The sequence below is a fragment of the Halomonas sediminis genome (assembly GCF_044871105.1).
GTDB lineage: Bacteria > Pseudomonadota > Gammaproteobacteria > Pseudomonadales > Halomonadaceae > Vreelandella > Vreelandella zhuhanensis.
This window is the reverse complement of record NZ_CP085246.1, coordinates 970,274-994,313: the sequence shown is the minus strand read 5'-3', so window position 1 is coordinate 994,313 and position 24,040 is coordinate 970,274. Positions and strand designations below refer to the sequence as shown.

The window sequence follows — 24,040 nt, the reverse complement described above, 5'->3', positions numbered from 1 at the left end:
TTTGCCAATCAACTTGAGTTACTTCGTTGAGGAGCGCCGGCCTTTCCGAACGCTCACGTGATTGATCATCGCTGTTACGGAGCAGTTACGCTTGAATTATCTTGCAACACTATAGAAGGATCTTGCACAGGCAGGCGGGATGCGCGAAAACGCATAGTCGGGAAGGGGCAAGGGGCGCAGTCATCTCGCTACCGAACGGAGCCTTTTCATCCGGTACATATCGTCATCCGCACGGCTCAGCAGGGTAGCGGCATCCTCCCCATCAGCGGGATAACTGGCCACACCGATACTGCAGGACGGCATTCTGAGCCCGCCGAATTCAGCGTCCAGCGGCTCGGCCATGACCATGTGAATCTGCTCAATCTTCTTCGAAACGGCATCCGCGGACTGGATGTCGGTCAACAGAACCGTGAATTCGTCACCGCCCATGCGGGCTAGCGTGTCTGTCTCACGTACGCAACTTTCCAGCCGACGTGCCACCGTACAGAGCACACCATCACCCACCGCATGGCCATGGATATCATTGATATATTTGAAGTCATTGAGATCCAGGAAAAGCAACGCCAGGCCGTTCTGGTGGCGATGGGCCGCACTCAGCCCCGAGTCCAGGCGATCGTAGAACAGCGATCGGTTAGTCAGCTTGGTCAGGGGGTCATGATGGGCGAGAAAGCGCAATTCCGCCTCGGCCTGCATAAGGGCCGTCACGTCCCGCGCGACACCGATCCGCACCTCCTCCTCCTCGGACCAGCGCGCAGACCACAGGATATGTACGATACTGCCGTCCTTGCGCAGATAGCGGTTGCGGAAATCGAGGTGGGGCTGACCGTTCATGACCCGCAGAATGGAGGCCTGGGTGACCGCCAGGTCGTCAGGATGCATGTGGTCGGTGATCGAGGTGCCGATCAGCTCGTCGGCACGGTAACCTAGCAGTGACTCACAGGCATCACTCACAAAGACGATCTGGTGGTCACCATCGACCACGAAGACGGTGTCCAGCATTAGATGAATCAGCTTGGGGTAGAGCGATTGCAGGTCTATGGGCATAGGTCAGGACAATTCAGTTCATGTCTCTCGCTTATAGCACGATCGCGAAGAGGGCCGGTAAGAAATCCTGCAAGCTTCCAGGGGCTGTTGAGGTCTAGGCTGTTAATGTAATTAAATAGCCAGCTTTTGACTGGCTCTTTAAGAGATTAAGAAGAAACTGATTCAGGCGGCTTGCCTCTGATTAATTTCAGAACTTGAAATTAAGCCCCGCGCTTAGGGCTGTGACTTCAAATTCTGACTTGTCTAAATAGGAGACATACTCAATCGTTCCAGAGACGATTGGATTAAACTGCACCTGCCCACCTAAGCCATAGGAAAAGTCTGAATCGGTATCACTCTCTGACATGGAATAGAGCTCTGCTGTCGCTTCTGCGCCTGTATATCCAATTAGGGCATAGACAGAGAGCATATCGGTAAGCGGCAAGTGACCCACGCCGTACACGCCATACAAGTAATCTAATTCAACCGTTACGTCTGTTCTATAGCCATTCCATTCTACGTCATCATCGTCAAGGCCCATACCTGCCCGAACTTCGATGGCAAAATAATTATTCGCAAAATGTCCCACCCTGCCTATCACTGCACTTGGCTCAGTTTCACCACCATAGACATCTTCATAGTTAATCTTTGCGTACTGTAATCCTGCATAGCTAGTTCCAGCGGCCTCCCCAAAAGCGGGGCTAGAAATCATGCCTAGCAACATGAACGCGTAAATTTCCTTTTTCATTCTTGGAATCTCCCTTGATAGTTTCTGCGTAGCTCTGTCGTTTACAAAAAATGACGGAACTACTAGAGGCTAGCGTATTGCTCCCTTTCTGGACAGTACTTATCTACCAGACGCTACTCATCAATTGGTGGGGTCACGCAAGGCTATTAGCTGTCACCGGCGAGCCAATGACCCAGCTGTCAAGGCGTGAGTAAAGCTGACTGAGAAACAGTAGGCAATTGCTCTGTCAACCGAACTAAAAAGTCGGGCTATGATTATGAGGTGGCGCAGAGAACATCTAGCCGGCCCCCACGACTTGGGCCCCGGCGTGGATGGTGCCTTCAAGAAAGGTACTCGCTTGGAGATCTGCGAGCTCCAGGGTCCCGGTAACCAGTGGATAGATCACCATCGCCAGGTCGAGAGCCTGGTCACCCCGACCACCGTTATGGCTTATTGAGTTACGACGGCAGTATCAGGCAAGCATATTTGCCTCATCCAACAACCATTCACGAAACTGTCCGGCGATGGGTCGTTCCAGGCCTGCGCCCGCGCCCGCGCTGACCACGTAGTACGCCTGGTCGCAGTTCAGCGGGCTATCGAAGGCTACCACCAGCTTTCCTGTACTCAATTCCGCCTGATGGAGGTCCCGGCTGCCGAGCAGGACGCCCTGGCCGGCGAGGGCCGCCTCCAGCGCCAGCAGCCCGTTGCCAAACCGCAGCTCCCGGAACGCGCCGATTTCACCTCCCTGCTGCCTGAACCACTCCTTCCAGCCGCAGGGCTCGTCGAAGCGGTTGAGTGTGCTGTCGCACAGCAACGGCAGCCCGCGCAGTGTCTCGACACCGTCCACCTTGGCGGCCAGTTCCGGTGCGCAGATGGGCACCAGCTCCAAACTCATCAGCCGCTGAGGCTCTAAGTCCGTGTAGCTACCGTAGCCAAGGCGCACGGAAACGTCGATGCCAGCGCGCTTGAGCTCGGCCACCCCGAAGCCGCTATCACGGGTGCGGTCCACCGTATGCAGGCTCGCCTGCAGCCGCACTTCGGCCTCCGGGCAACGGGCGTAGAAACGGTGCAGGCGCTGCACGATCCATTTGGTGGCGAACAGGGGTTCGGCGCAGACGGTGACGATCAGGCGCTCCTCGCCATAGGCGCGGATCTTGTCCACCGCGCGACCCAGCGTCTGAAAGCCTTCCTGAAGCTCCGGCAGGGCCAGGCGCGCGGCCGGGGTCAGGCTGACCCGCCGGTGGTGGCGGACGAACAGATCGACGCCGAGATATTCCTCCAGCGCCTTGACTTGGTGGCTGATCGCCGCCGGCGTGACATTGAGCTCCTTGGCGGCCGCGGCGAAACTCTTTGTTCGCGCGGCGACCTCGAAATAGGAGAGTGCGATCAGGGGTGGGCGTCGTAACATGACCAGTACTCGCAAGAATGGCGGTGGGGCACGCGATCAAGTGACCCCGTTGAGGGCCACTATAATCGCTGCTGGTGCGTAAGCCATACCGCTTACCCCATGGCTATGTTTCAAGCCCTGTTTCAAGCCCTGTTTCAAGCCCTGTTTCAAGCCCTGTTTCAAGCCCTGTTTCAAGCCCTGTTTCAAGCTCTGTTTCCCGACCGACTCAGGCGGAAAGACTGGCCTCGAGCTGCTGGCGCAACATGAACTTCTGGATCTTCCCGGTCGAGGTGGTCGGCAACGGCCCGAAGATCACCTTTTTGGGCGCCTTGAAGCGGCTGATATTCTCCTGACAGAAAGCGATCAGCGCGGCTTCGCTCAACTCGCTGCCGGGCCGCAGCTGGACGAAGGCCGCTGGGACTTCACCCCACTTGGCATCAGCCATCGCCACCACGGCCGCGAGTTCGACGTCGCCGTGGCGCTGGATGATGTCCTCGACCTCCAGAGAAGTGATGTTTTCCCCGCCCGAGATGATCACGTCCTTCAGCCGGTCGCGAATCTTGATGTAGCCATCCGACTCCACCACGGCCAGGTCCCCGGAGTGAAACCAGCCGCCGGCAAAGGCTTCGCGGGTGGCGGCTTGGTTGCGCAGGTAGCCCTTCATGACGATATTGCCCCGGAACATGATCTCGCCCACCGTCTCGCCGTCGGCGGGGACGGGTTCCTGCGTGACCATGTCCAGCACCGCGATGCTTTCCTGCAGCGGGTAGGTCACCCCCTGACGCCCGTTGAGCCGGACCCGCTCCTCCAGGGGACGTTGATCCCAGCCATCCTGTTTGGCGCACACCGAAGCGGGGCCATAGGTCTCGGTCAGGCCGTAGACGTGGGTGAGTTCGAAACCGATCTTCTCCATCCGCTCCAGCACCGATGCGGGCGGCGCCGCCCCGGCGATCAGCCCCGACACCTTGTGCTCGATCGGTTCCCGCGCAGCCACTGCGGCATCGGCGATCATGGCGTGGACGACGGGCGCACCGCAGTAATGGCTGATCCTATGCTGCCTGATCAGGCCCAGGATCACCTCCGGGTCGACCCGGCGCAGACAGACGTTGGTCCCGCCGATCGCCGCCAGCGTCCACGGGAAGCACCAGCCGTTACAGTGAAACATCGGCAGCGTCCAGAGGTAGACCACCTCCCGGGGCAGCGTCCAGGACAGGACGTTGCTGACCGCATTCAGGTAGGCGCCGCGATGGTGGCTGACGACCCCCTTGGGGTTGCCGGTGGTGCCGGAGGTGTAGCCCAGCGCAATCGCATCCCACTCGTCGGCCGGCAGCTGCCAGTCGTCCCGCTCCGGTTGCTCGGCCAGCAACGCCTCGTACTCCAGGTTACCGATAAAGCGCTCTTCGCCCTGACTCGGGTCGGACACGTTGATCACCATGGGTGCCGGTCCTTTTAACCGGGCCAAGGCCTTTTCGACCACGTCCACGTACTCGGGATCAACCAGCAGCAGGCGCGAGCGGCTATGATCGAGAATGAAGGCCACGGCTTCCGGATCAAGGCGGATGTTGATCGCATTCAATACCGCTCCAACCATGGGCACGCCGAAGTGGGCTTCGTACATGGCCGGGATATTCGGCAGCATGACGGCCACCGTATCGCCCCGGCCAATGCCGAAATGCTTCAACAGGGATGCCAGTCGACAACAGCGGGAGTAGGTCTGCCGCCAGCTATAACGCCTCTCGTTGTAGATCAGCGACGTCCGGTCGGGATAAACGGCGGCCGCCCGTTTGATAAAGCTCAAGGGCGACAGCGGAACATAATTGGCCGTTGTCTTTTCGAGGGCCTCATTGAAATCGCAGATATCATTCATGGTCTTTCCCCTGTTGTTTTTATTGTGCGACATATTCGCTAGCGGCCCGGTAGTGCCCAGACGGGTTTACGCTTTCCGAGAAAGGCATCGATCCCCTCGCCTGCGTCAGGACTCAGCATGTTTTCGGCCATCACCTCGCCGGCAAAGTCGTAGGCGTCGGCCAGTGCCATCTGACGCTGGGGATGAAACATGGACTTTCCAAAGCGCACCGCCGCAGGACTCTTGCTCAGGATCTGTTCCACCTTGTCGGCCACGGCAGCCTCCAGATCGGAGTCAGCGGTGACATCACTTAACAGCCCCCACTCCAGGGCAGTATCCGCATCGATAAACTGGCCTGATACCAGCATGTCGAACGCCCGCTTGGGAGAGACATTGCGTGACAGCGCCACGGCGGGGGTCGAGCAGAACAGGCCCACGTTGATGCCCGACACCGCGAAGCTGGCCGATCGGGCGGCGATGGCCAGGTCGCAGCTGGCCACCAACTGGCACCCGGCCGCCGTGGCCATACCCTGGACCTTGGCGATGACCGGCACCGGCAGCGCGACGACACTCTGCATCAGCCGGCTGCAGCCACGAAACAGCGCCTGGTAATAGGAGTGGTCGGGATTTTCACGCATTTCCCGCAGGTCGTGACCGGCGCAAAATCCCCGCCCCTTGGCACCGATCACCACACAGCGGACAGCGGGGTCGGCGGCGATCGCATCCAGCTCCTGCTGCAAGGCGGCCAGCATCGTTTCGGAAAGAGTGTTGAATTTATCCGGCCGATTCAATGTGAGATAGACGGCCCCATCCTTGTCCTCCCTGAGAAGAATGTCTTCCGACGCTTGACTGTGATTCATAGATGACTCCCGCCAGAGATGGCTGGTTAAAGATGATTGATCGTCACCTCGGCGGTGATCGAATTGCGAATAAAACAGTTTTTATGGGCGTTGGCGTGGATTCTGGATATCGCCTTCTGATCCGGCATCTTGTCACCACCGAAAGTAATTCGGGGCGACAATTCAATACGCGTTATCTTCAGGCCTTTTTTATCATTGCTCTCCAGATGGCCGACTGGGTCGTCCTCATAGGATTCGACCTGATACCCCTGAAAATCGGCGATGGCCAGGAAAAACAGCATATGGCAACTGGACACCGAGCTAATCAGCATTTGTTCCGGGTCGGCACAACTCGGGTCACCTTTGAATTCGACCGATGCGGAAACATTGACCTTCTGGCCACCATTCAACGTGACGTGATGATTGCGCGAGAAGGTGTTTGCATCGGTTTCGTGGGGTTTGCGCTGCCAACTGATGGCGGACTGATGAACTGACATGGATAAGTCTCCTGCTTACGAATGACGTCACCGTAAGTGATCCGGGGAATACCTGTAAAACGACGATTTCTAAGCAGCTAGATTAGTCTGGCTAATGTGAAATCTTGCAAACTGCTTTATCAGCGGGCTGGTATCCTCACACGAGGTCAGAAGGAGGCCCACCGGCCAAGCAGCAATCCATGGATTACGAAAAGTAAGTCAAACGCTTAGAAATGATCGCTTTACCCCGTAAAAGGCCCCGGCCAGTCTGTACTTGCTCTTGTTCATTCAAACAGGAGACGAAGCCAAAACCGACAACACCCAATAAAAAGACGAGGAGTCCCATGAGTGAATCTAGTATGCAGACCCTGAATGTTGAATACGCGATCATCGGCGCCGGCACCTCGGGGTTGGGCGCCTACTCGAAGATCAGCCGCAAGACCGATAGCCTGGTGATGATCCAGGACGGTCCCTACGGCACCACCTGCGCACGGGTCGGCTGCATGCCCAGCAAACTACTGATCACCGCTGCCGATCACGCGCACCACCTGGCCACCAGCGATTTTTTCGGGGTGCCAGCCTCGGGTCGCGTGGATGGCCGCAAGGTCCTCGAACGGTTGCGCCGGGAGCGGGATGATCGATTCGTCGCCAACAACCTCCGCTACGTCGACAAGATTCCGGCCCACCACAAGCTGGAAGGACGCGCCCGGTTCATCGCACCGGGCCGCCTCAGGGTGGGCGAATCGGTCGAGGTCAATGCGAAGAAGTTCATCCTCGCCTGCGGCTCCCGGCCTGCGGTCAACGAGGTGTTCGAGCCCGTGATGGCCCGCGTCCTCACCAGCGATACGGTCTTCGAGCTGGAGGACCTGCCCCGCTCGATAGCCGTGATCGGCATGGGCGTCATTGCGCTGGAACTTGGGCAGGCACTCCATCGACTGGGCGTCGAAACGACAATCTATGGCCGCTCCGGAACGATCAACGCCCTCACCCACCCGGCCATGCAGCAGGAAGCGCTTGGTAGCCTCGCCACCGAACTGGATATCTACCCCAGCGGCTTGGTGATGAGCACCTGGGAGGATGCTGAAGGCGCCTGGATCGAGTACGAGCAGTCGAATGGCCAGCGGGTCATCAAGGTGTTCGACAAGGTACTGGTCGCCACGGGGCGGGTCTCCAACGTAGACCGATTGGGCATGGAGCATAGCGGCATGGAACTCGATGAAGCCGGCGTGGTGACAGTCGATCCGCAGACGATGCGCTGCTCTGGCCATCCCGTTTTTATTGCCGGAGATGCGACCGACCACCTGCCGGTGTGGCACGAAGCCTTCGATGAGGGACGTATCGCCGCCGATAATGCGCTGAACTACCCGGAAGCGGTGCCTGCACAGCGTAGACCGCCATTGATGGTATTCTTCACCGATCCTCAGATCGCCATCATCGGCCAGAGTTTCCGGCAACTTGAAGGTCAGGAGATTGTCATTGGCGACCTGCCGTTTACCAGTCCCCGCCATGTGGTCTGGAACAAGATCCAAGGGCGTATTCAGGTCTACCTGGACGCGCGAACCGGCGTCATTCTAGGAGCCGAATTGCTGGGATACCAGGCTGAACACTTGGCACATCTGCTTGCCCTAGCCATCACACACAGCATGACGGCGGAGCAAGTCCTATCGATGCCAATTTACCATCCCAGTGCCGAAGAGCTGTTGCGGGATGTTTTGATCGACGCTCGGGAAAAGCGCAGGCGTTACCTGATTACGCTTGCTGATCATGCTATTACGACAGTCTGAGCTATACTGGAACCCTCTTGTCAGTCAAGGATTTAGCGCCATGGCCCGTAACTTCATCCAGTTCCAGCATGGGCGCCTCATCACCGTCAGTGGCCGTGCCAGCGCGCAGATCCCCGCCTTCAACGGGGCCAAGACCGTGCTGGGTTTTGGGATCACAATGAAGGCTGCTAATAAATGAGAAAAATTGCTATTGATGCTGCGGACATTCGCATTCTTTGCGCAGTGCAACAGCATGGGCAGCTCAGCAAAATCAAGCTGTCAGAGCTAGTCAATCTTTCTCCGACGCCATGTTGGGTTCGCTTCAACCGATTAAAGGCAGCTGGGCTGATACGTGGATATCATGCGGACATCGCGCTCGATAAAATCGCGGCTGTCACGAAGGTGATTGTCACAGTTTCGCTCAAGGAGCATCGCAAATCGGATTTCGACCGCTTTGAGAATCATATCGGTCAAGTGGATGGGATCGTCGAATGTATAGCGACGGGGGGTGGCATGGATTACGTCTTGAAAGTAGTGACGCCCAGCCTTCCCGCTTTTCAGCACGTGATGGAAGAACTTCTTTCAGCGGAGCTGGGGATCGACCGCTACATGACTTACATCGCAACCAGAGAGATCAAATCGACCCAACCCAATCTTGCTAACCTGATGACTGACCCAGGGAACTGAACCGGAAGGAGCGTCTGCTCCAGATCCTCGCCTATAACGCCGCCTTGGCGGCGTCGGAATCGATCAGGGCATGACCTGAAGGTCAGGCCAACTGACGCCTTGCTGCGCGTGTCGTATTCAAAAGCAGGCAGGCGATCGTCATCGGGCCCACGCCACCAGGTACCGGCGTAATTGCACCAGCGACCCGGGCAACCGATTCAAAAGCCACATCACCCATGAGCTTTCTCTTGCCATTAACATCAATGGCGTTGATACCGACATCAATGACCGTTGCACCAGGCTTGATCCAGTCAGCGTTGATGAGTTCCGCCCGGCCAGCCGCCGCCACCACAATATCGGCATTGCGGCAAAGTGATTCGATATTCTTCGTTCGTGAATGTGCAATAGTGACAGTACAGTCTGCCTGCAACAGCAGCGCAGCCATCGGCTTCCCCACAATATTAGAGCGCCCCACCACCACGGCATTTTTACCACTAAGATCCGAATGGACCTGACGCAGCATGATCATGCAACCTTGTGGCGTGCACGGTACTAGCGACGCTCGCCCGGCAGCCAGTGCTCCAACATTTAGCGGGTGAAAGCCATCAACATCCTTGACCGGATTGATGGCAGCTATCACCTCCTCCTCATCGAGATGCGAGGGTAGTGGCAGCTGCACCAGAATGCCGTGCACCTGAGAATCATTGTTCAGAACATCGATTAGCTGATTCAGGGCATCCTGGGTGCATTCGGCGTCAAGGCGGTGCGCAATAGAACACACCCCCGCTTCTTCCGCCCGTTTTACCTTATTTCTCACATACACCTGGCTGGCAGGATCTTCGCCCACCAGCACCACAGCCAGCGTCGGCACTATGCCATACTCGGCCCTGAGCAATTCGACTTCAGAAGCAACATCTTGCAGAACCTGAGTCGAGAGCTGTTTTCCGTCAATTAATTGAGCCATGACTCCCTCTACTTCTATTTGAAAATAACGGTTTTGTTACCCGAGAGAAAGACGCGGTGCTCTGTATGCAATTTCACCGCGCGTGCCAGCGCCATCGTTTCGGTATCCCGACCTAGAGCAACCAGTTCGTCCGGGTAGTAAGCATGGTTAACCGGCTGCACGGCCTGTTCGATAATCGGACCTTCATCCAGGTCACCGGTCACATAATGCGCAGTGGCACCGATCAGCTTAACGCCACGCTCAAACGCCTGATGATAAGGTTTGCCGCCTTTAAAGCCGGGCAGGAAGGAATGATGGATATTGATAGCCCGGCCGTGCAACTTCTCACAGAGCTTATCGGACAACACTTGCATATACCGCGCTAGCACCACCAGCTCGGTGCCGGTCTGGTTGACGATATTGAGCAGCTCAGCTTCCTTTTCCGGTTTGGTTTCTTTTGTCACCGGCAGGTAAATAAAGCGAATGCCTTCATGCTCGGCTATCGGTCTAAGGTCCAGATGGTTGGATACCACCGCGACAATCTCGATGTTTAACTCGCCCTTGTGATAACGGTAGAGAAGATCAACCAGACAGTGATCAAACCGAGATACCATGATCAAGACTTTTGTCGGGCGGTGGGCCTCATGCATCTCCCACTTCAGGCCGAATTTATCTGCAAGGTCAGCAAACCCGGTGCGCATCTCTTCAAAGGAGCAGCAGGAATCAGGAAGAGTATTGAACACAGTACGCATGAAAAACTGGCCGGTGACTTTGTCATCGAATTGAGATAATTCGTAGATATAGCCACCATGCTCTGACAGATAAGATGTAATACCGGCAACAATATTAGGCCCAGTTTCGCAGCTGACGGTAAGAACAAATTGGTTAGTGTGGTCCAGATTTTTTGTCATAACAGAAAGCCTATAAATATTAATGATTGTTTTTCGATTCGCTAGACAACAACCTGAACACTCTCATCTGATTCAGTGGAATTTCAGACTCAATTGTTTAGCGAGTTATTCACTTTTCAACCGGGAATATAAACACTAATTATTTAAGCGTGGTCTCTCTTAAGCACTTCGTCGCAGGAGGGAGACCATAGCAGTCGTTCATCAAGCACTCCGGATTTTTCGATAATTTCTGCTACAGTATCTTCCTGGCGATGGGCCATCACGTGGACACCGCTAACCCCCTCAATCTCTCGCAGCTGCTGGATGAGCTCGATACAGATCTTCTGCCCCTCTTTTTTCTGATCCTTTGCGCCTTCCAGACGCTTGATCACTGCATCCGGAATGTGAATTCCCGGGACATTATTACGCATCCAGACTGCTGTTCGCGCTGAGGCCAACGGCCCCACTCCGGGCAGGATAAAACACTTCTCCAGTAACCCCAGATCACGCGAGCGGTCCATAAACGTTCTGAAACGCGGTAGATCGAAGCAGTACTGTGTCTGAATAAATTGAGCACCTGCTGCTATTTTTTTCGCCAGCCTATGAGGTCGGAAATCGTAGGGCGGAACAAATGGGTTTTCTGCCGCACCGAGAAAAACCCGCGGCGGATCACTGATCTTTCGACCGCTGCAAAACTCATTCTTATCGCGTAACCTGGCTACCGTTTCCAGCAATGAAATGGAGTCGAGATCAAAAACCGGCTTGGCTTCCGGATGATCCCCCACCTGCACACCATCACCCGTCAGGCAGAGGATGTTGTTGATACCCAGTGCTGCCCCCCCCAGCACATCCCCCTGAATGGCAAGCCGGTTTTTATCGCGGCAGGAGATCTGCATCACCGTCTCATAACCTACCCGTGACAGCAGCGCACACATCGCAACGCTTGACATATGACAGTTGGCGCCGGAACCATCGGTGGCGTTCATGCCGTCTACGTAACCGTCGAAGACTCGGGCCCGGGCGTAGACCTCCTCCGGGTTCGCCGAGTCAGGCGGAGCCAGTTCGGCGGTGACCGCAAAATGCCCGGTCCTCAGCACCCGTTCCAGCCGTCCGGCAGAGCTATAGCCCGGCTTCCTTGATACTGGATTGCAATCATCAGCTCCATCGTTAAAGCTCACTTTGAATCCCCCTTATGTTCTTGTTGTTTTAGATCCGACGCCCTACGTGCCACGCGCAACCAAGACGAACTGCCCTTCTGACTATGATCAACCGGCAGTTGCACCACCTGAATCTGTTCGCCACCTTTCATCTTCTGACTTCCCTCCCAGGCTTCGACCCAGACGCATTTCATTTCCGGCTTGACCTCGCAATTGCCGTTGGCGCGTACTCCCCCACAGGGACCGTTGCGCATAGTTTTAGGGCAGTTCATAGGGCAGGACATCCCGGTAGAGCTGAGGATACACTGACCACACATCTTGCAGTCGAACAGCAACCCCTTGCTGAGCTTCTCCAGCATGCCCACCGGCTTTTCGGCGCGCTGGTAACCTACCGACTTCCACAGCGGGTGCAACTTGACGATCACCGGTTCGAATATTCGGTAGATGACCTCAAAAAATCTCGCGTGCCGCACGGCCCAAAGACGAACAGAATACACAAGCCTCTCCTACCACGGCAGCACCGCCGTGGAGCCAATTATTGCCGCTGTCGTCGTACTCGAGCACACACTCAGGCGCCCGCATAACGGGCTGGCGTTCAAGCGGATATAGCGATCTTCTTTTTGGGGTCGAAGAAAGGCTTTTCGACAACAACAGCTTGCACTGGCCCGGATAGGGTTTGAACTTCCAGTTCATTGCCAATCCTGGCATGTTCAATAGCAACCATGGCCAGAGCAATATTCTGTTCAAGACGTGGGGAATAAACCGCAGACGTCACCTTGCCGACTGTTTCGCCATCTTTGCTAAGCGGCCAGAATGTAGTGTTGGGTCCTTTGAGGGGCGCCATGTCGATACACAGTCCGACCTGCTTGCGACTCACGCCATTTTCACGGATGCGCTGCAATGCGGCCTTGCCGATAAACTCGGCCTCCATGTCGGGGTTCACCAGACGGTCCATCCCAAGTTCGTAAGGGTTGGTGTTGATGTCCGCGTCAGCGTGATAGGAAAGCATCCCACCTTCGATGCGGCGAATCGTAGAGGTATGACCAGGTTTCAACCCAAAGGGCGCACCTGCAGCCATGATCTTTTCCCAGAGTTCGTCCCCTCGAGTGCCGTCACGCAGATAAAGTTCATAGCCCAGTTCGCTCGACCAGCCGGTGCGCGAGACAATCAGTGGGATGCCGTCAAGTTCGACCTCGCGCAACCAGTAGTAGCGCAGATCCATGATGCTCTCGCCAAAGAGTTTCTTCATCACCTCGCCCGACTTCGGACCCTGCAATTGCAAGGGGGAAACATCAGGTTCGCGAATACTCACATCCAGCCCGGCATGAACCGCAACACCTTGCGCCCACAAAAGGATGTCGCTGTCAGCCAGAGAGATCCAGAAGTGATTTTCTGCCAGCCGTAGCAGAATCGGGTCGTTCAGAATGCCACCGTCCGCATTGGTGATCAGTATATATTTGCACTGCCCAACAGCCATCTCCGACAAATCACGCGGGGTTAGGCTCTGCATGAATTTCGCCGCATCCGGGCCGGTGATTTCTACCTGCCGTTCGCCGGCAACATCGCAAAGGATAGCCTCATTCACGAGGTTCCAGAAATTCTGTTCCGGATCCCCGAAGTCACGCGGGATATACATGTGGTTGTATACTGAAAAACCTTTTGCCCCCCAACGGACTGTTGCGTCAAAGTAGGGGGACTTTCGGATCTGTGTTCCGAAGCCAAAATCATCTTCTTTTTCCATGCTGATTATCTTTCTTGACGTAACATTTGCCATGCTGGTTACCTTTCTTGTTGTAGCATTCAATTGATTGCGCGAACTCATTGATATTCGGCAAAACCAACTATAACCGCACCTGGCATTACAATGCGGACTGAAAACCACAGACAAATAAGCCTGAACAGGCCAATTGTTAACCAAGCGCAGGCCGTTTGGTCCTGCTCTTGCGAATAAGCCTCCTCCCGGTTCGGTTTCCTGGGTCAGTCATCATCCCTGCGGCCATCGGTGGGGGTCGGACCCTCCGCAGCGCCACCGAACGACAGGCGGTAGCATCTCAACACTGGGCAGCGCTGCGTATATAATTTAATGAGCTGACAATCATGATCTTAATCGCCTATGGTTATTTATTTTCCACAAGCAATTATCGGCCCGAGCGGCCGATTCATGGTGTGTCATCCATGGCAAGATACCCATCGAATTTATCTTTGGGTGACAGGGCGCGGGAAAGGTCATTCAGCCAGTCACCATGCCGACTCCCTGCGGGGAATTTCCATATGTTCATTAGCCTACCGTGGCATGAGAAGCATCATGAAAACTTTGACGAGAGAGGCTACAACTGAAAAATATCGCGTCGGTCAGCAGGTGGGGCGAATCACAGTATGTTGACAAAGACAAACGTGAAAGTTGTGCCCAATACCACAAGCGCAAGCAGTACCAACAAGCCGTCGTGCACGACTAGTGCAAGCCCCAGTGTCAGCAGCGCCAGGCCAGCGGCCGAGGCTGAAAACGGTACCAGCTCCATGAACGGCATGCACAGGCCGACGACCACACATAGCGCGGCAACTCCGTAGCTGCCGCCTTTATTATGCACCAGAAATGTCAGCCGCGGCTTGAGAACCCGGTCTATGCCCCGCGCCGGCTTGTTGAGCCAGTCCAGCGCCTTCTGCAGCTTGCCACGCTCAACCGAACGGTTGAGGATGTAATGTGGCAACCAGAACTGCTTTCGGCCAATCAGCATCTGTACGGCTATCAGCAATACGAACGACGCCATGAAGACCGACATGCCCGGCACACCACTCAGCGGTGAAAAAAGGGTGATACCGATGAGCATCAACAGCGGCCCGAAAGAGCGACTGCCAATCGACTCGACGACCATCCCGATAGAGACCTGATCGTTGTCGCGTGCCAATTCGCCAATTCGATCGAGCAGTTCTTCGAGGTTTTGCAACGGCCGGGGCATCGAAGGTCTCCATAAGAGCCGGTACGACATCGGCGATGTTCTCACCGCCACTGTCAGAAAGCGCGGGACATGGCCTTGAGGTCATAGCGCCGATTGAAGCGGTACTCGAACCTCGGCCAGAATGGTACCAGCGGTGAGCGAGGTTTGATGATGGCAGTGATGACACTGAATGGGATTTTGAGCAATGACACTAACTCCTTGACCGTCCATATGATTCCAATATAGCCCCGGGGCGGCATGATAGCTGATCAACATGCGTAATCAGGTGCTGACCAATAAAAGGGCCGCCGATCGATGATCGGCGGCCCTTGATATTACCCTTTCAGTGCGCCGGCCATGCCGGCGCCTGGATCAGGCAGATTTAGCGGTCTTGGCGGTGCTCTCAGCAGCCTTTTGGGTCTGCTTGACGTTCTCTTCGGTCAGCTTCTGGCTATCCTTGACGAAGTCCTGCTGCAGGGCCACGACCTTCTCGGCATCGCCCTTCAGGCGCTCGGTCAGGCCCTTGGCGACTTGCTGCTGGCCTTCCATGTACTCGCGGAGGCCTTCGGCATCCTTGACGTTCATGAGGTTGCGCAGCTGCGTCAGGCTAGTCTCGGAGTAAGCCTTGACAGCGTCCTGCTGGGCGTTGACCAGCTTCTCGGTGTAGTTCACGGAAAGTTCGGCGTAGGCGCGAGCCGGACCGAAGAACATGGATTCGAATTGATTGGTGATCTGCTTGGTGTCAAATGCGTTGGTCATGATGAGAACCTCCGGGTTCTGAATGCGATGGAACGGGAGATTCCCGCCCTGTTGCAGTGCAACAATAGCAGGGCTTTTTGTGCAGTGCAACATTTCGGAAGGCAGGGCGTGGGAACCGCGATTTCGAATGAAAGGACGAGAAATAAAAATTGCCCTGCGGACAGGCTAAAAAACAGGGCAATAGAAACAGGTATGGGGCAAGGCCTCCTGGCCATATCGAGCGTATCCTTGCTCGTTACCCCATATTTTCAAGATAATCCCCCTGACCTAGGAGCGAATTAACCCAAGTTAAGTTAACAGCATTTAAAAATTCAACCTCACCTAAAAATGACTCAGATCAAGAAAACTCTCGTTTCACTAAAGCCCATATAATCGCCATCAGCGCCGAGCCTTCCTTGCTGTCATGCGCTGGACCGTGCGCCAATACACGAAAGGATGACATCGCCGCACGACACTCAATCGGTCCTTGTCAAGGCACCGTCGAGGCGCTTGACGCTGACCACAAAGTCGCTGAAACGCTCGCCCTGAATCAGCACGTGGTTGCGCATAAGACGCTCTGCAGCTCCGGTGTCGCCGTTCTCGATGGCGGCCAGAATTCCGCGGTGCTCAGCCAGGGAGGTGCCCATGCGGTGTCGCACCTGCAGTTGCAGGCGTCGGTAGGGCTTGAGGCGCTGTTTGAGCTGGCTGGCCTCGTCGGCGAGATAGCGGTTGTGGCTCGCCGCGTAGATGGCCTGGTGGAAGCCCTCGTTCTCGTAGTAGTACTCGTCGGTATCGCCGGCCAAGGCAGCGGCCTCGCAGCGCGCGTGAGCCCGCTCCAGCTTGGCGAATTCTTCCTCGGTGATGCGCCGCGCGGCGAGTCGCCCACACATCCCTTCCAGCTCGGCCATCACCTCGAACATCTCAACCAGCTCGTCGAGACCCACCCGAGCCACGAAGGTGCCCTTCTTGGGCGAGACAGTGACTAGACCGCTGGCCACCAGTTGCTGGACGGCCTCGCGCACCGGCGTACGCGACACATCGAACTCCCGACACAGGGCGTCCGGGTCGAGCCGCTCGCCGGGGAGGCGGCGGCCATTGATAATGTCGTCCTCCAAGGCATCCCGAAGCCGCTGAGCACTGGATCGTTTCATATCGTCCCTCTTTTCTTGTCCTATTGTGTCATGCCGGGCAAGGCCAAATTTACACCTTTGTCTAACCCATCGAAATTGACACTAGTATAATCCACGGTGTATTGATGTATATATCAGACTACCTGATAGATATTTCAACACTACAACAACAATGCACTGGAGAGATACTATGACACGTTCACTCACCCCCACTATCGCTGCCTTGACCTTGGCTGCCATCGCCTTCAGTAGTGCCGCCTCCGCTCAGACCGTGCTGCGAGCCTCCCACCAGTTCCCTGGCGGCCAGGGCGACGTGCGCGACGAAATGGTGCAGATGATGGCTGACAAGGTTGCCGAGGCCGATGTCGGCCTGGAGATCGAGGTCTACCCCGGCCAATCGCTGTTCAAGGCCAAGGAGCAGTGGGGCGCGCTGGTTCGCGGACGCCTGGACATCACCGCACTGCCGCTGGACTACGCCAGCGGTCGCCATCCCGAGTTCTCTGCCACCCTGATGCCCGGTCTGGTACGCAACCATGAGCACGCTCAGCGCCTCAACGACTCCGAGTTCATGGACATGATCAAGGAGGTCATCCAGGAAGGCGGCGCCCGGGTACTGGCCGATGCCTGGCTCTCGGGGGCCTTCGCGTCCAGCCAGAACTGCATCACCTCACCGGAGACCGTGGAAGGCCAGAACTTCCGCGCCGCCGGGCCCGCCTTCGAGCAGATGCTGGAAGCCGCCGGGGCCTCGATCGCCTCCATGCCCTCCTCCGAAATCTACACCGCCATGCAGACCGGCGTGCTAGATGCTGCCAACACCTCCTCCATGTCCTTCATCTCCTACCGCCTCTACGAGCAGGTGGACTGCCTGACCGAACCCGGCGAGCACGCCCTGTGGTTCATGTACGAGCCGGTCCTGATCTCCGAGCAGGTCTGGCAAGGGCTCGACGAGGCGCAACAACAGGCCCTGAAAACGGCCGGCCAGGAGGCCGAGGAATTCTTCGCCACCGAGGCCGCAGCCATCGACCAGCAGATGGTCGAGGTATTCGAGGAGAACGGCGTCGAGGTGGTCAGCATGAGCGAGGAGGACTACAACGCCTGGCTGGAGATAGCCAAACAGAGTTCCTACAAGAACTTCGCCGATAATGTCGAGAACGGCCAAGCCCTTATCGACGCCGCCCTCGCGGTGGAATGACGCCGACGTTGCGATCCACTCGGACCCGACCGGCCGCCCTGCGAGGGCGGCCATCCCGTTATATCGGAGGGCTTCATGGAACACTCCCACACTGACGCCACGACGCCCGGCGGGCTCGTCGGCGGCTATATACGCCTGATGGACAGGCTCTCCGGCGCCACCGCCTATCTCGCCGCGGTGCTGTTCATCGCCGGGGTAGTGGTCGTCTGCCAGATGGTGTTCGTGCGCTACATCCTCGGCGAGAGTACCAGCTGGCAGACCGAGTTCACGGTCTTTTCCGTGACCGCCGCCATGCTGTTGGGTAGCCCCTATGTCCTGATGACCGGCGGCCATGTCGCCGTCACTGTGCTGCCCGACAGCCTCTCGGGTCTGCCGCGCCGCCTCATGCGACTAGCCGCCTCGCTGGTCGGGCTCGGCTTCTGCGCTGCCCTGGCCTACGCCTCCTGGGTCTATGTTGCCGAGGCCTGGCACGGTGGCTGGACCACCGGCACGGTGTGGAATCCTCCTCTGTGGCCGGCGGTGCTGCCCATGGCTGTGGGCAGCACATTGCTAACGCTACAGTACGTTGCCGAAATCATGCGCGGGGAGGTCTGACCATGGATCCTGTTACTGCCGGCATCGCCGTTGCCATCGGCCTAGTCGTACTGATGGCCATCGGTACGCCCATCGCCTTCGCCTTAGGCGGCGTTTCGCTGATCGCCCTAGTCGCCGACCGCGGTGTGTCTGAACTGACCTACTTCGGCGAGACCTTCTTCGATCGCATTGCCGAGTTCGGCTTCGTCGCCATCCCCATGTTCATCATGATGGGGGCGGCCGTGGCATCATCGCCCACCGGACGCGACCTTTATCGCTCGCTGGACCTGTGGCTGGGAAAGCTGCCCGGCGGACTGGCGATCTCCAACATCGGCGCCTGCTCGATCTTCGCCGCCCTTTCTGGCTCGTCACCCGCCACTTGCGCGGCCATCGGCAAGATGGGCATCCCCGAGATGCGCAAGCGCGGCTATCCCGACGGCGTCGCCGCCGGCTGCATCGCCGCAGGTGGCACCCTAGGCATCCTGATCCCGCCTTCGGTGACCATGATCATCTACGGCATCTCCACCGAGACCTCGATTGGACGACTGTTCATCGCCGGCGTGGTCCCTGGCTTCATGCTCGCCGGGCTGTTCATGGTCTGGACCCTGATCGCCTGCAAGCTGGCTGGCGGCTACGGCAATCCCATGGAGATCGCCTCCGAAAGCATCAAGAAGACAGTCCGCGAGAACGTCGATGCCAATCTCAAGGCTTTGGTGCGGGTACTGCCTTTTCTGGGCGTGGTGATCGGTATTCTCTTCGCCCTTTACGGCGGTGTGGCAACGCCCTCGGAAGCGGCCGGCGTGGGTGCCTTCCTGTGTCTGGCGCTGGCGATCATCATCTATCGCATGTGGCAGGTGAAGCCCATCAAACTGATCATGCGCGACTCTCTACGCGAAAGCGTAATGATCATGCTGATCATCGCCGCCGCCGAGGTGTTCGCCTATGCCCTGTCATCGCTGTTCATCACCCAGACCGTGGCTGGCGCCATCGCCGACCTCGAGGTCAACCGCTGGGTACTGATGGGAGTGGTCAACGTCTTCCTGCTGGTGGCCGGCTTCTTCCTGCCCCCCGTGGCGGTAATCGTGATGACCGCGCCGATCCTGATGCCGATCATCCTGTCCGCCAACTTCGACCCCTACTGGTTCGCCGTGATACTGACCATCAACCTGGAGATCGGCCTGATAACGCCACCGGTGGGGCTGAACCTGTTCATCATCAACAGCATTGCGCCGGACATCTCGCTGCGCGACGTGCTGATGGGCAGCCTGCCCTATGCGCTGTGCATGGTACTGGCCATTTTGCTGCTGTGTCTCTTCCCGGAAATTGCGCTGTGGCTACCCAATCTACTCATGGGCTGAAGGAGAACACTCGAACATGAACATAACTTTCCTGCAGGAGCTCTTCAGCAGCATCACCCGACGTGATGCCCTACTCAGGCGACGCACCGACGATCGTATTCATTTCGACCACACCCACCTGCTCAAGGCGTGTCACGCACTTCTGAACAGCGACGGCGAGGCATCCAGTATCGCTCTGGCCAGCCGCGTCCTGGCTATCTATGCGCGGCTCGACGTCACCGAGAAGCAGCGCTTCTTCGAGCGACTGACCGTGGAGTTCTCCGCCGACCCCGAGCGCGTCGACACGGCCTACGCCGCCTACCGGGACTCGCGCGACAACCGCGACCTCCAGGTGCTGTTCGATGCCTGCGAACCCAGTCGCCAGGAATTGCTGCGCCGCCTCAACCTCACCAGCGGCGGGACCCACGAGATGGTGCGCATGCGCGAAGATCTGCTGGGGCTACTGCGCGACAATCCCGAACTCAGGGCCCTGGATGCCGACTTCGCCCACCTGTTCGGCTCCTGGTTCAACCGTGGCTTTTTGGTACTCAAGCGCATCGACTGGAATACTACCCCGGCAGCGATACTGGAGAAGATCATCCGCTACGAGGCGGTTCACGAGATCCAGGACTGGGACGACCTGCGCCGACGCCTGGATTCCCGCGACCGCCGCTGTTTTGGCTTCTTTCATCCAGCGCTCGGCGACGAGCCGCTGATCTTCGTCGAGGTGGCGCTGCACAAGGGGTTGCCGGACCAGATCCAGGCGATCCTCGACAGCGACACCCACGATATCGAGGACGCCGAGGCCGCCGACACCGCCGCCTTCTTCGGCATCAGCAATTGCCAGACGGGGCTTCGCGGCATCTCCTTTGGCAACTTTCTGATTAAACAGGTCGTGCAGGAGCTCAAGCAGGAACTGCCCGGTTTGAGATATTTCGTCACCCTGTCGCCGGTGCCCGGCTTCCGCCAGTGGCTGGAGAGCGCCTATCGTGGCGACGACAGCCCCCTGGAGCCCGAGGCACGGGCGCTGCTGGCCCAGCTCGACGACCCTGGTTGGCCCGATGATCCGGAGCGCTCAGCCAAGCTGCGCGAGCTTATCATGCCGCTGGCCGCTTACTATCTGCTTCACGAGAAGAACGCCAAAGGGTTACCGCATAATCCCGTTGCTCGCTTCCACCTGGGTAACGGTGCCGAGTTACATCGCCTCAACTGGCTGGGCGACACCTCGCGCAAGGGCATGCAGCAGTCCGCCGGACTGATGGTCAATTACCTCTATGTGCTCGAGGAGATCGAACGCAACCACGAGCAATACACCACCAACGGCACGATCGCCCGTTCCTCAGGCGTGCGCGACTTGGGTCGCAGGGCCCGCAAGCTGCTCAAGGGAGACACCGTCAAATGAACCATAACCTCTTTGCTACCTTCGCCCGCCGGATGCAACAGCGCGGCGACGCTGATTTCATCACCACCCGCGAGGCACGCGGCTACTCCTATGCTCAGGCGCTGGCGACCACCGCTCATCTAGCCGCTGCCCTCTCCGAGCTGGGGGTAACCCCGGGAGACCGGGTGGCGGTGCAAGTCGACAAGAGCCCGGAAACGGTCTTGCTCTATCTCGCCTGCCTACAGGTGGGCGGTGTCTATCTGCCGCTCAACACCGGCTACACTGGGGAGGAGATTCGCTACTTCCTCGGCGACGCCGAGCCAGCGCTGTTTGTCTGCCGCCCGGGTAGTCTCGACGAGGCCCAGCGCATTACCGCCGAAACCGGCTGTCCCCAGGTGGCGACCCTGGGCAGCCATGCCGACGGCAGCCTGATGGAGACCGCCGCTCATGCTGAGCCTCGGGAGGCGATCGAGCCCCGCGACGCCAACGACCTGGCGGCCATCCTCTACACGTCTGGCACCACCGGGCGATCCAAGGGCGCTATGCTCACCCATCGCAACCTCGCCTCCAACGCCGAGACGCTGGCCGAGGTGTGGCGCTTCACCGAGACGGATCGGCTGATCCATGCGCTGCCGATATTCCACACCCACGGCCTCTTCGTGGCCTGCAACGTCACCCTGATGGCGGGCGCCAGCATGCTCTTTCTGCCCAAGTTCGACGTCGAGGTGATCTTCGAGGAACTTCCCCGTGGCACAGTGATGATGGGAGTGCCCACCTTCTATACTCGGTTGGTGGCCGACGATCGCCTCACCCCTGAGGCGACCGCCAACATGCGCTTGTTCATCTCCGGCTCGGCCCCGCTCACCACCGAGACCCACCAGGCCTTCGAGGCGAAGACCGGCCACGCCATCCTCGAGCGCTACGGCATGACCGAGACCAACATGAACACCTCCAACCCCTACGATGGCGAACGTCGCGCCGGCACCGTGGGCCTGCCACTTCCGGGAGTAGAAGTTCGCATCACCGACCGTGAGACCCATGAGGAGCTGCCCCAAGGCGAGATTGGCATGCTCGAGGTGCGCGGCCCCAACGTCTTCACCGGTTACTGGCGCATGCCCGAGAAGACCCGCGAGGAGCTACTTGAGGACGGCTTCTTCGTCACCGGCGACTTGGCGATTGTCGACGAGCACGGCTATGTGCACATCGTCGGTCGCGACAAGGACTTGGTCATCTCAGGAGGCTACAACGTCTATCCCAAGGAGGTTGAGCAGGTGATCGACGAGCTCGACGAGGTGGAGGAGTCCGCGGTAATTGGCCTGGCGCACCCCGATTTAGGCGAGTGTGTCACCGCTGTGGTGGTACCGCGAGCAGATGCCCAAGTGGACGAGGCCCGAGTGCTCGACTTCCTGCAGGGCCGCCTCGCCAAGTACAAGCAGCCCAAGCGGGTCTTTTTCGTCGACAGCCTGCCGCGCAACACCATGGGCAAGGTGCAAAAGAACCAGCTGCGCCAGCAGTTCCAAGATACCTACCGCTGAACCGTCGAGGCTTTCCCCATGCCCCACCTACCGGATGCTCAAGGAAATGGGGCTGGCGCCGGTGGTACCCAACGCCGGCAGGCTACTGAGCGGCTGCGCGCTCAGCCTGGCCGCTCCAAGGCGAAGAGGTCGGTGGTGCGGACATAGTCACTGCCCGCCATGCATCCGATGGGGGCGCAGGCCCTCGACGCTGACGTGGCGACCGTTCCAGACGGCGTCGTCGACGTGGATCGAGACCACCTCGGCAAGCACCAGGTTGCCGGCCAAGGGCTGGTCACCGAAACGGATGATCTCACGCAATCGGCAGCCGAAGGCCACCGGCGCCTCGGCCAGAGCCTCCACTCGCTCGCCTTGCTGTTGAGCGAGACAGTCCTGGTGCAGAGCCACGTCATAAGCCAAGCCATGCATGGCCACTGTTGACGTATATGGCCTCCGTCGCAAAAAAGTGGCTCAATATGTTTAGGTCAAGTGGGCAGATTTAGCGGCGCTTACCTTCAATAGCGCTGCACTTGGAACTTGAGACCGCTTTGCTTTCACCCCTTTGCGCTCACCAATAAAAGGGCCGCCGATCGATGATCGGCGGCCCTTGATATTACCCTTTCAGTGCGCCGGCCATGCCGGTGCCTGGATCAGGCAGATTTAGCGGTCTTGGCGGTGCTCTCAGCAGCCTTTTGGGTCTGCTTGACGTTCTCTTCGGTCAGCTTCTGGCTATCCTTGACGAAGTCCTGCTGCAGGGCCACGACCTTCTCGGCATCGCCCTTCAGGCGCTCGGTCAGGTCCTTGGCGACTTGCTGCTGGCCTTCCATGTACTCGCGGAGGCCTTCGGCATCCTTGACGTTCATGAGGTTGCGCAGCTGCGTCAGGCTAGTCTCGGAGTAAGCCTTGACAGCGTCCTGCTGGGCGTTGACCAGCTTCTCGGTGTAGTTCACGGAAAGCTCGGCGTAGGCGCGAGCCGGACCGAAGAACATGGATTCGAATTGATTGGTGATCTGCTTGGTGTCAAATGCGTTGGTCATGATGAGAACCTCCGGGTTCTGAATGCGATGGAACGGGAGATTCCCGCTCTGTTGCAGTGCACAATAGCAGGGTTTTTTGTGCAGTGCAACATTTCCGAAGGCAGGACGTGAGAACTGCGGCATTTCGAACGGATGAGACATGGCGACACGTCACTGGCGATGCCACCGAAGCATCCGAAACGGCCTGATGGTTGACTGAGGTGGATAATCAAGGAGAACAAACAGAAAGGAATCAGGCTGCTTCTTCCAGCAGTCCCGTAGCAAAGTCCATTTCATAGGTAAGTTTTTTGAGCAGCTGACGCCGTCGATCGTCGGTTATATGCCGGACGTTATCGTAGTTCAATTCAATATCTTTGAGCGTGGCATGAATATGTGAAAGCACCAGGCCGGCCCTTTCCTTCAACGTGGTATCCGAAGGAAAGTACCAGGAAGTCCCATCAGCGAGGTCAATGCGAACGGATTGGTCAATCATGAACGTTCCCTAG

At 57.8% G+C, this 24,040-nt stretch carries 26 protein-coding genes and 1 pseudogene; 9 read left to right on the top strand and 18 right to left on the bottom strand.

All coding sequences use genetic code 11. From position 1 onward, the window contains the following. Positions 1–180 precede the first annotated feature (180 nt). Positions 181–1,044, bottom strand: coding sequence for a diguanylate cyclase domain-containing protein (locus tag LG290_RS04835; RefSeq protein WP_499836463.1), 864 nt, complete (start codon positions 1,042–1,044; stop codon positions 181–183). 187 nt (positions 1,045–1,231) lie between these two features. Beyond that, complete coding sequence (locus tag LG290_RS04830; RefSeq protein ID WP_499836462.1) at positions 1,232–1,771, bottom strand: porin family protein; 540 nt, start codon at positions 1,769–1,771, stop codon at positions 1,232–1,234. Positions 1,772–2,027: 256 nt separating this feature from the next. Between LG290_RS04830 and LG290_RS04825 the strand changes: the two genes are divergently transcribed. Further along, complete coding sequence (locus LG290_RS04825) at positions 2,028–2,207, top strand: hypothetical protein (protein ID WP_499836461.1); 180 nt, start codon at positions 2,028–2,030, stop codon at positions 2,205–2,207. A gap of 15 nt (positions 2,208–2,222) precedes the next feature. Here LG290_RS04825 and LG290_RS04820 read toward each other — a convergent pair whose 3' ends face one another. From LG290_RS04820 to LG290_RS04805, 4 genes are all read right to left on the bottom strand, one after another. Then, on the bottom strand, positions 2,223–3,158 hold the full coding sequence (locus LG290_RS04820) for a LysR family transcriptional regulator (RefSeq protein ID WP_499836460.1): 936 nt from the start codon (positions 3,156–3,158) through the stop codon (positions 2,223–2,225). Positions 3,159–3,363: 205 nt separating this feature from the next. Next, positions 3,364–5,004: an acyl-CoA synthetase gene (locus LG290_RS04815; RefSeq protein ID WP_499836459.1), complete on the bottom strand. Its 1,641-nt coding sequence runs from the start codon at positions 5,002–5,004 to the stop codon at positions 3,364–3,366. Positions 5,005–5,042: 38 nt separating this feature from the next. Further along, positions 5,043–5,843 carry an enoyl-CoA hydratase gene (locus tag LG290_RS04810; protein WP_499836458.1) on the bottom strand — a complete coding sequence of 267 codons (801 nt, stop codon included), beginning with the start codon at positions 5,841–5,843 and terminating at the stop codon, positions 5,043–5,045. Positions 5,844–5,869: 26 nt separating this feature from the next. Then, positions 5,870–6,319 (bottom strand): OsmC family protein, encoded by a 450-nt coding sequence (locus tag LG290_RS04805; RefSeq protein ID WP_499836457.1) that lies wholly within the window; start codon positions 6,317–6,319, stop codon positions 5,870–5,872. A gap of 323 nt (positions 6,320–6,642) precedes the next feature. Here LG290_RS04805 and LG290_RS04800 point away from each other — a divergent pair, with 323 nt between their 5' ends. Genes LG290_RS04800 through LG290_RS04790 form a run of 3 tightly spaced genes read left to right on the top strand, consistent with a single transcriptional unit; the run spans position 6,643 to position 8,748 of the window. Next, complete coding sequence (locus LG290_RS04800) at positions 6,643–8,082, top strand: dihydrolipoyl dehydrogenase (protein WP_499836456.1); 1,440 nt, start codon at positions 6,643–6,645, stop codon at positions 8,080–8,082. 40 nt (positions 8,083–8,122) lie between these two features. Then, positions 8,123–8,260 (top strand): hypothetical protein, encoded by a 138-nt coding sequence (locus LG290_RS04795; protein WP_160417197.1) that lies wholly within the window; start codon positions 8,123–8,125, stop codon positions 8,258–8,260. Continuing rightward, a complete protein-coding gene (locus LG290_RS04790; protein ID WP_499836455.1) occupies positions 8,257–8,748 on the top strand; it encodes an Lrp/AsnC family transcriptional regulator in 492 nt (163 codons plus the stop codon). The genes LG290_RS04795 and LG290_RS04790 overlap by 4 nt, the downstream gene beginning before the upstream one ends. 82 nt (positions 8,749–8,830) lie before the next feature. On the opposite strand, the gene folD is transcribed toward LG290_RS04790, so the two are convergent. The 9 genes and pseudogenes from folD to LG290_RS04745 all read right to left on the bottom strand — a co-directional run bounded on the left by folD (position 8,831) and on the right by LG290_RS04745 (position 16,542). After that, positions 8,831–9,691 carry a bifunctional methylenetetrahydrofolate dehydrogenase/methenyltetrahydrofolate cyclohydrolase FolD gene (gene folD, locus LG290_RS04785; protein ID WP_499836454.1) on the bottom strand — a complete coding sequence of 287 codons (861 nt, stop codon included), beginning with the start codon at positions 9,689–9,691 and terminating at the stop codon, positions 8,831–8,833. A 14-nt stretch (positions 9,692–9,705) separates the two neighbouring features. Further along, positions 9,706–10,581: a formyltetrahydrofolate deformylase gene (gene purU / locus LG290_RS04780; RefSeq protein WP_160417200.1), complete on the bottom strand. Its 876-nt coding sequence runs from the start codon at positions 10,579–10,581 to the stop codon at positions 9,706–9,708. 143 nt (positions 10,582–10,724) lie between these two features. Next, on the bottom strand, positions 10,725–11,738 hold the full coding sequence (locus LG290_RS04775; RefSeq protein WP_499836453.1) for a methylenetetrahydrofolate reductase: 1,014 nt from the start codon (positions 11,736–11,738) through the stop codon (positions 10,725–10,727). Then, complete coding sequence (locus LG290_RS04770) at positions 11,735–12,214, bottom strand: methylenetetrahydrofolate reductase C-terminal domain-containing protein (RefSeq protein ID WP_499836452.1); 480 nt, start codon at positions 12,212–12,214, stop codon at positions 11,735–11,737. Before LG290_RS04770 ends, LG290_RS04775 begins: the two co-directional genes overlap by 4 nt. Before the next feature lie 98 nt (positions 12,215–12,312). Further along, positions 12,313–13,458 carry a glycine cleavage T C-terminal barrel domain-containing protein gene (locus tag LG290_RS04765; RefSeq protein ID WP_499836451.1) on the bottom strand — a complete coding sequence of 382 codons (1,146 nt, stop codon included), beginning with the start codon at positions 13,456–13,458 and terminating at the stop codon, positions 12,313–12,315. A 628-nt stretch (positions 13,459–14,086) separates the two neighbouring features. Beyond that, positions 14,087–14,674 carry an exopolysaccharide biosynthesis protein gene (locus tag LG290_RS04760; RefSeq protein WP_499837029.1) on the bottom strand — a complete coding sequence of 196 codons (588 nt, stop codon included), beginning with the start codon at positions 14,672–14,674 and terminating at the stop codon, positions 14,087–14,089. A 12-nt stretch (positions 14,675–14,686) separates the two neighbouring features. Beyond that, positions 14,687–14,784: pseudogene (locus LG290_RS04755) on the bottom strand (IS1595 family transposase); the annotation flags it as partial. Positions 14,785–15,025: 241 nt separating this feature from the next. Next, a complete protein-coding gene (locus LG290_RS04750) occupies positions 15,026–15,412 on the bottom strand; it encodes a phasin family protein (RefSeq protein WP_499836450.1) in 387 nt (128 codons plus the stop codon). A gap of 455 nt (positions 15,413–15,867) precedes the next feature. Next, positions 15,868–16,542, bottom strand: coding sequence for a GntR family transcriptional regulator (locus tag LG290_RS04745; RefSeq protein ID WP_499836449.1), 675 nt, complete (start codon positions 16,540–16,542; stop codon positions 15,868–15,870). Between the two features lie 169 nt (positions 16,543–16,711). Here LG290_RS04745 and LG290_RS04740 point away from each other — a divergent pair, with 169 nt between their 5' ends. From LG290_RS04740 to LG290_RS04720, 5 genes are all read left to right on the top strand, one after another. Beyond that, positions 16,712–17,713, top strand: coding sequence for a TRAP transporter substrate-binding protein (locus tag LG290_RS04740; RefSeq protein ID WP_499836448.1), 1,002 nt, complete (start codon positions 16,712–16,714; stop codon positions 17,711–17,713). Positions 17,714–17,788: 75 nt separating this feature from the next. Beyond that, a complete protein-coding gene (locus tag LG290_RS04735; protein ID WP_499836447.1) occupies positions 17,789–18,307 on the top strand; it encodes a TRAP transporter small permease subunit in 519 nt (172 codons plus the stop codon). Between the two features lie 2 nt (positions 18,308–18,309). Then, positions 18,310–19,644 carry a TRAP transporter large permease gene (locus LG290_RS04730; protein WP_499836446.1) on the top strand — a complete coding sequence of 445 codons (1,335 nt, stop codon included), beginning with the start codon at positions 18,310–18,312 and terminating at the stop codon, positions 19,642–19,644. Positions 19,645–19,660: 16 nt separating this feature from the next. After that, entirely contained in the window at positions 19,661–21,025 is a 1,365-nt protein-coding gene (locus tag LG290_RS04725) for a malonyl-CoA decarboxylase (RefSeq protein WP_499836445.1), read from the top strand. Continuing rightward, positions 21,022–22,539 carry a malonate--CoA ligase gene (locus LG290_RS04720; protein WP_160417209.1) on the top strand — a complete coding sequence of 506 codons (1,518 nt, stop codon included), beginning with the start codon at positions 21,022–21,024 and terminating at the stop codon, positions 22,537–22,539. The genes LG290_RS04725 and LG290_RS04720 overlap by 4 nt, the downstream gene beginning before the upstream one ends. Positions 22,540–22,686: 147 nt before the next feature. Here the strand turns inward: LG290_RS04720 and LG290_RS04715 are convergent, their stop codons facing one another. The 3 genes from LG290_RS04715 to LG290_RS04705 form a co-directional block, all read right to left on the bottom strand. Beyond that, positions 22,687–22,947 (bottom strand): hypothetical protein, encoded by a 261-nt coding sequence (locus LG290_RS04715; RefSeq protein WP_499836444.1) that lies wholly within the window; start codon positions 22,945–22,947, stop codon positions 22,687–22,689. Positions 22,948–23,168: 221 nt separating this feature from the next. After that, the gene (locus tag LG290_RS04710; RefSeq protein WP_499836443.1) at positions 23,169–23,555 is read right to left on the bottom strand and encodes a phasin family protein; all 387 of its coding nucleotides are present in this window, start codon (positions 23,553–23,555) and stop codon (positions 23,169–23,171) included. Positions 23,556–23,787: 232 nt separating this feature from the next. Continuing rightward, complete coding sequence (locus tag LG290_RS04705) at positions 23,788–24,027, bottom strand: hypothetical protein (protein WP_499836442.1); 240 nt, start codon at positions 24,025–24,027, stop codon at positions 23,788–23,790. Positions 24,028–24,040: the final 13 nt, after the last annotated feature.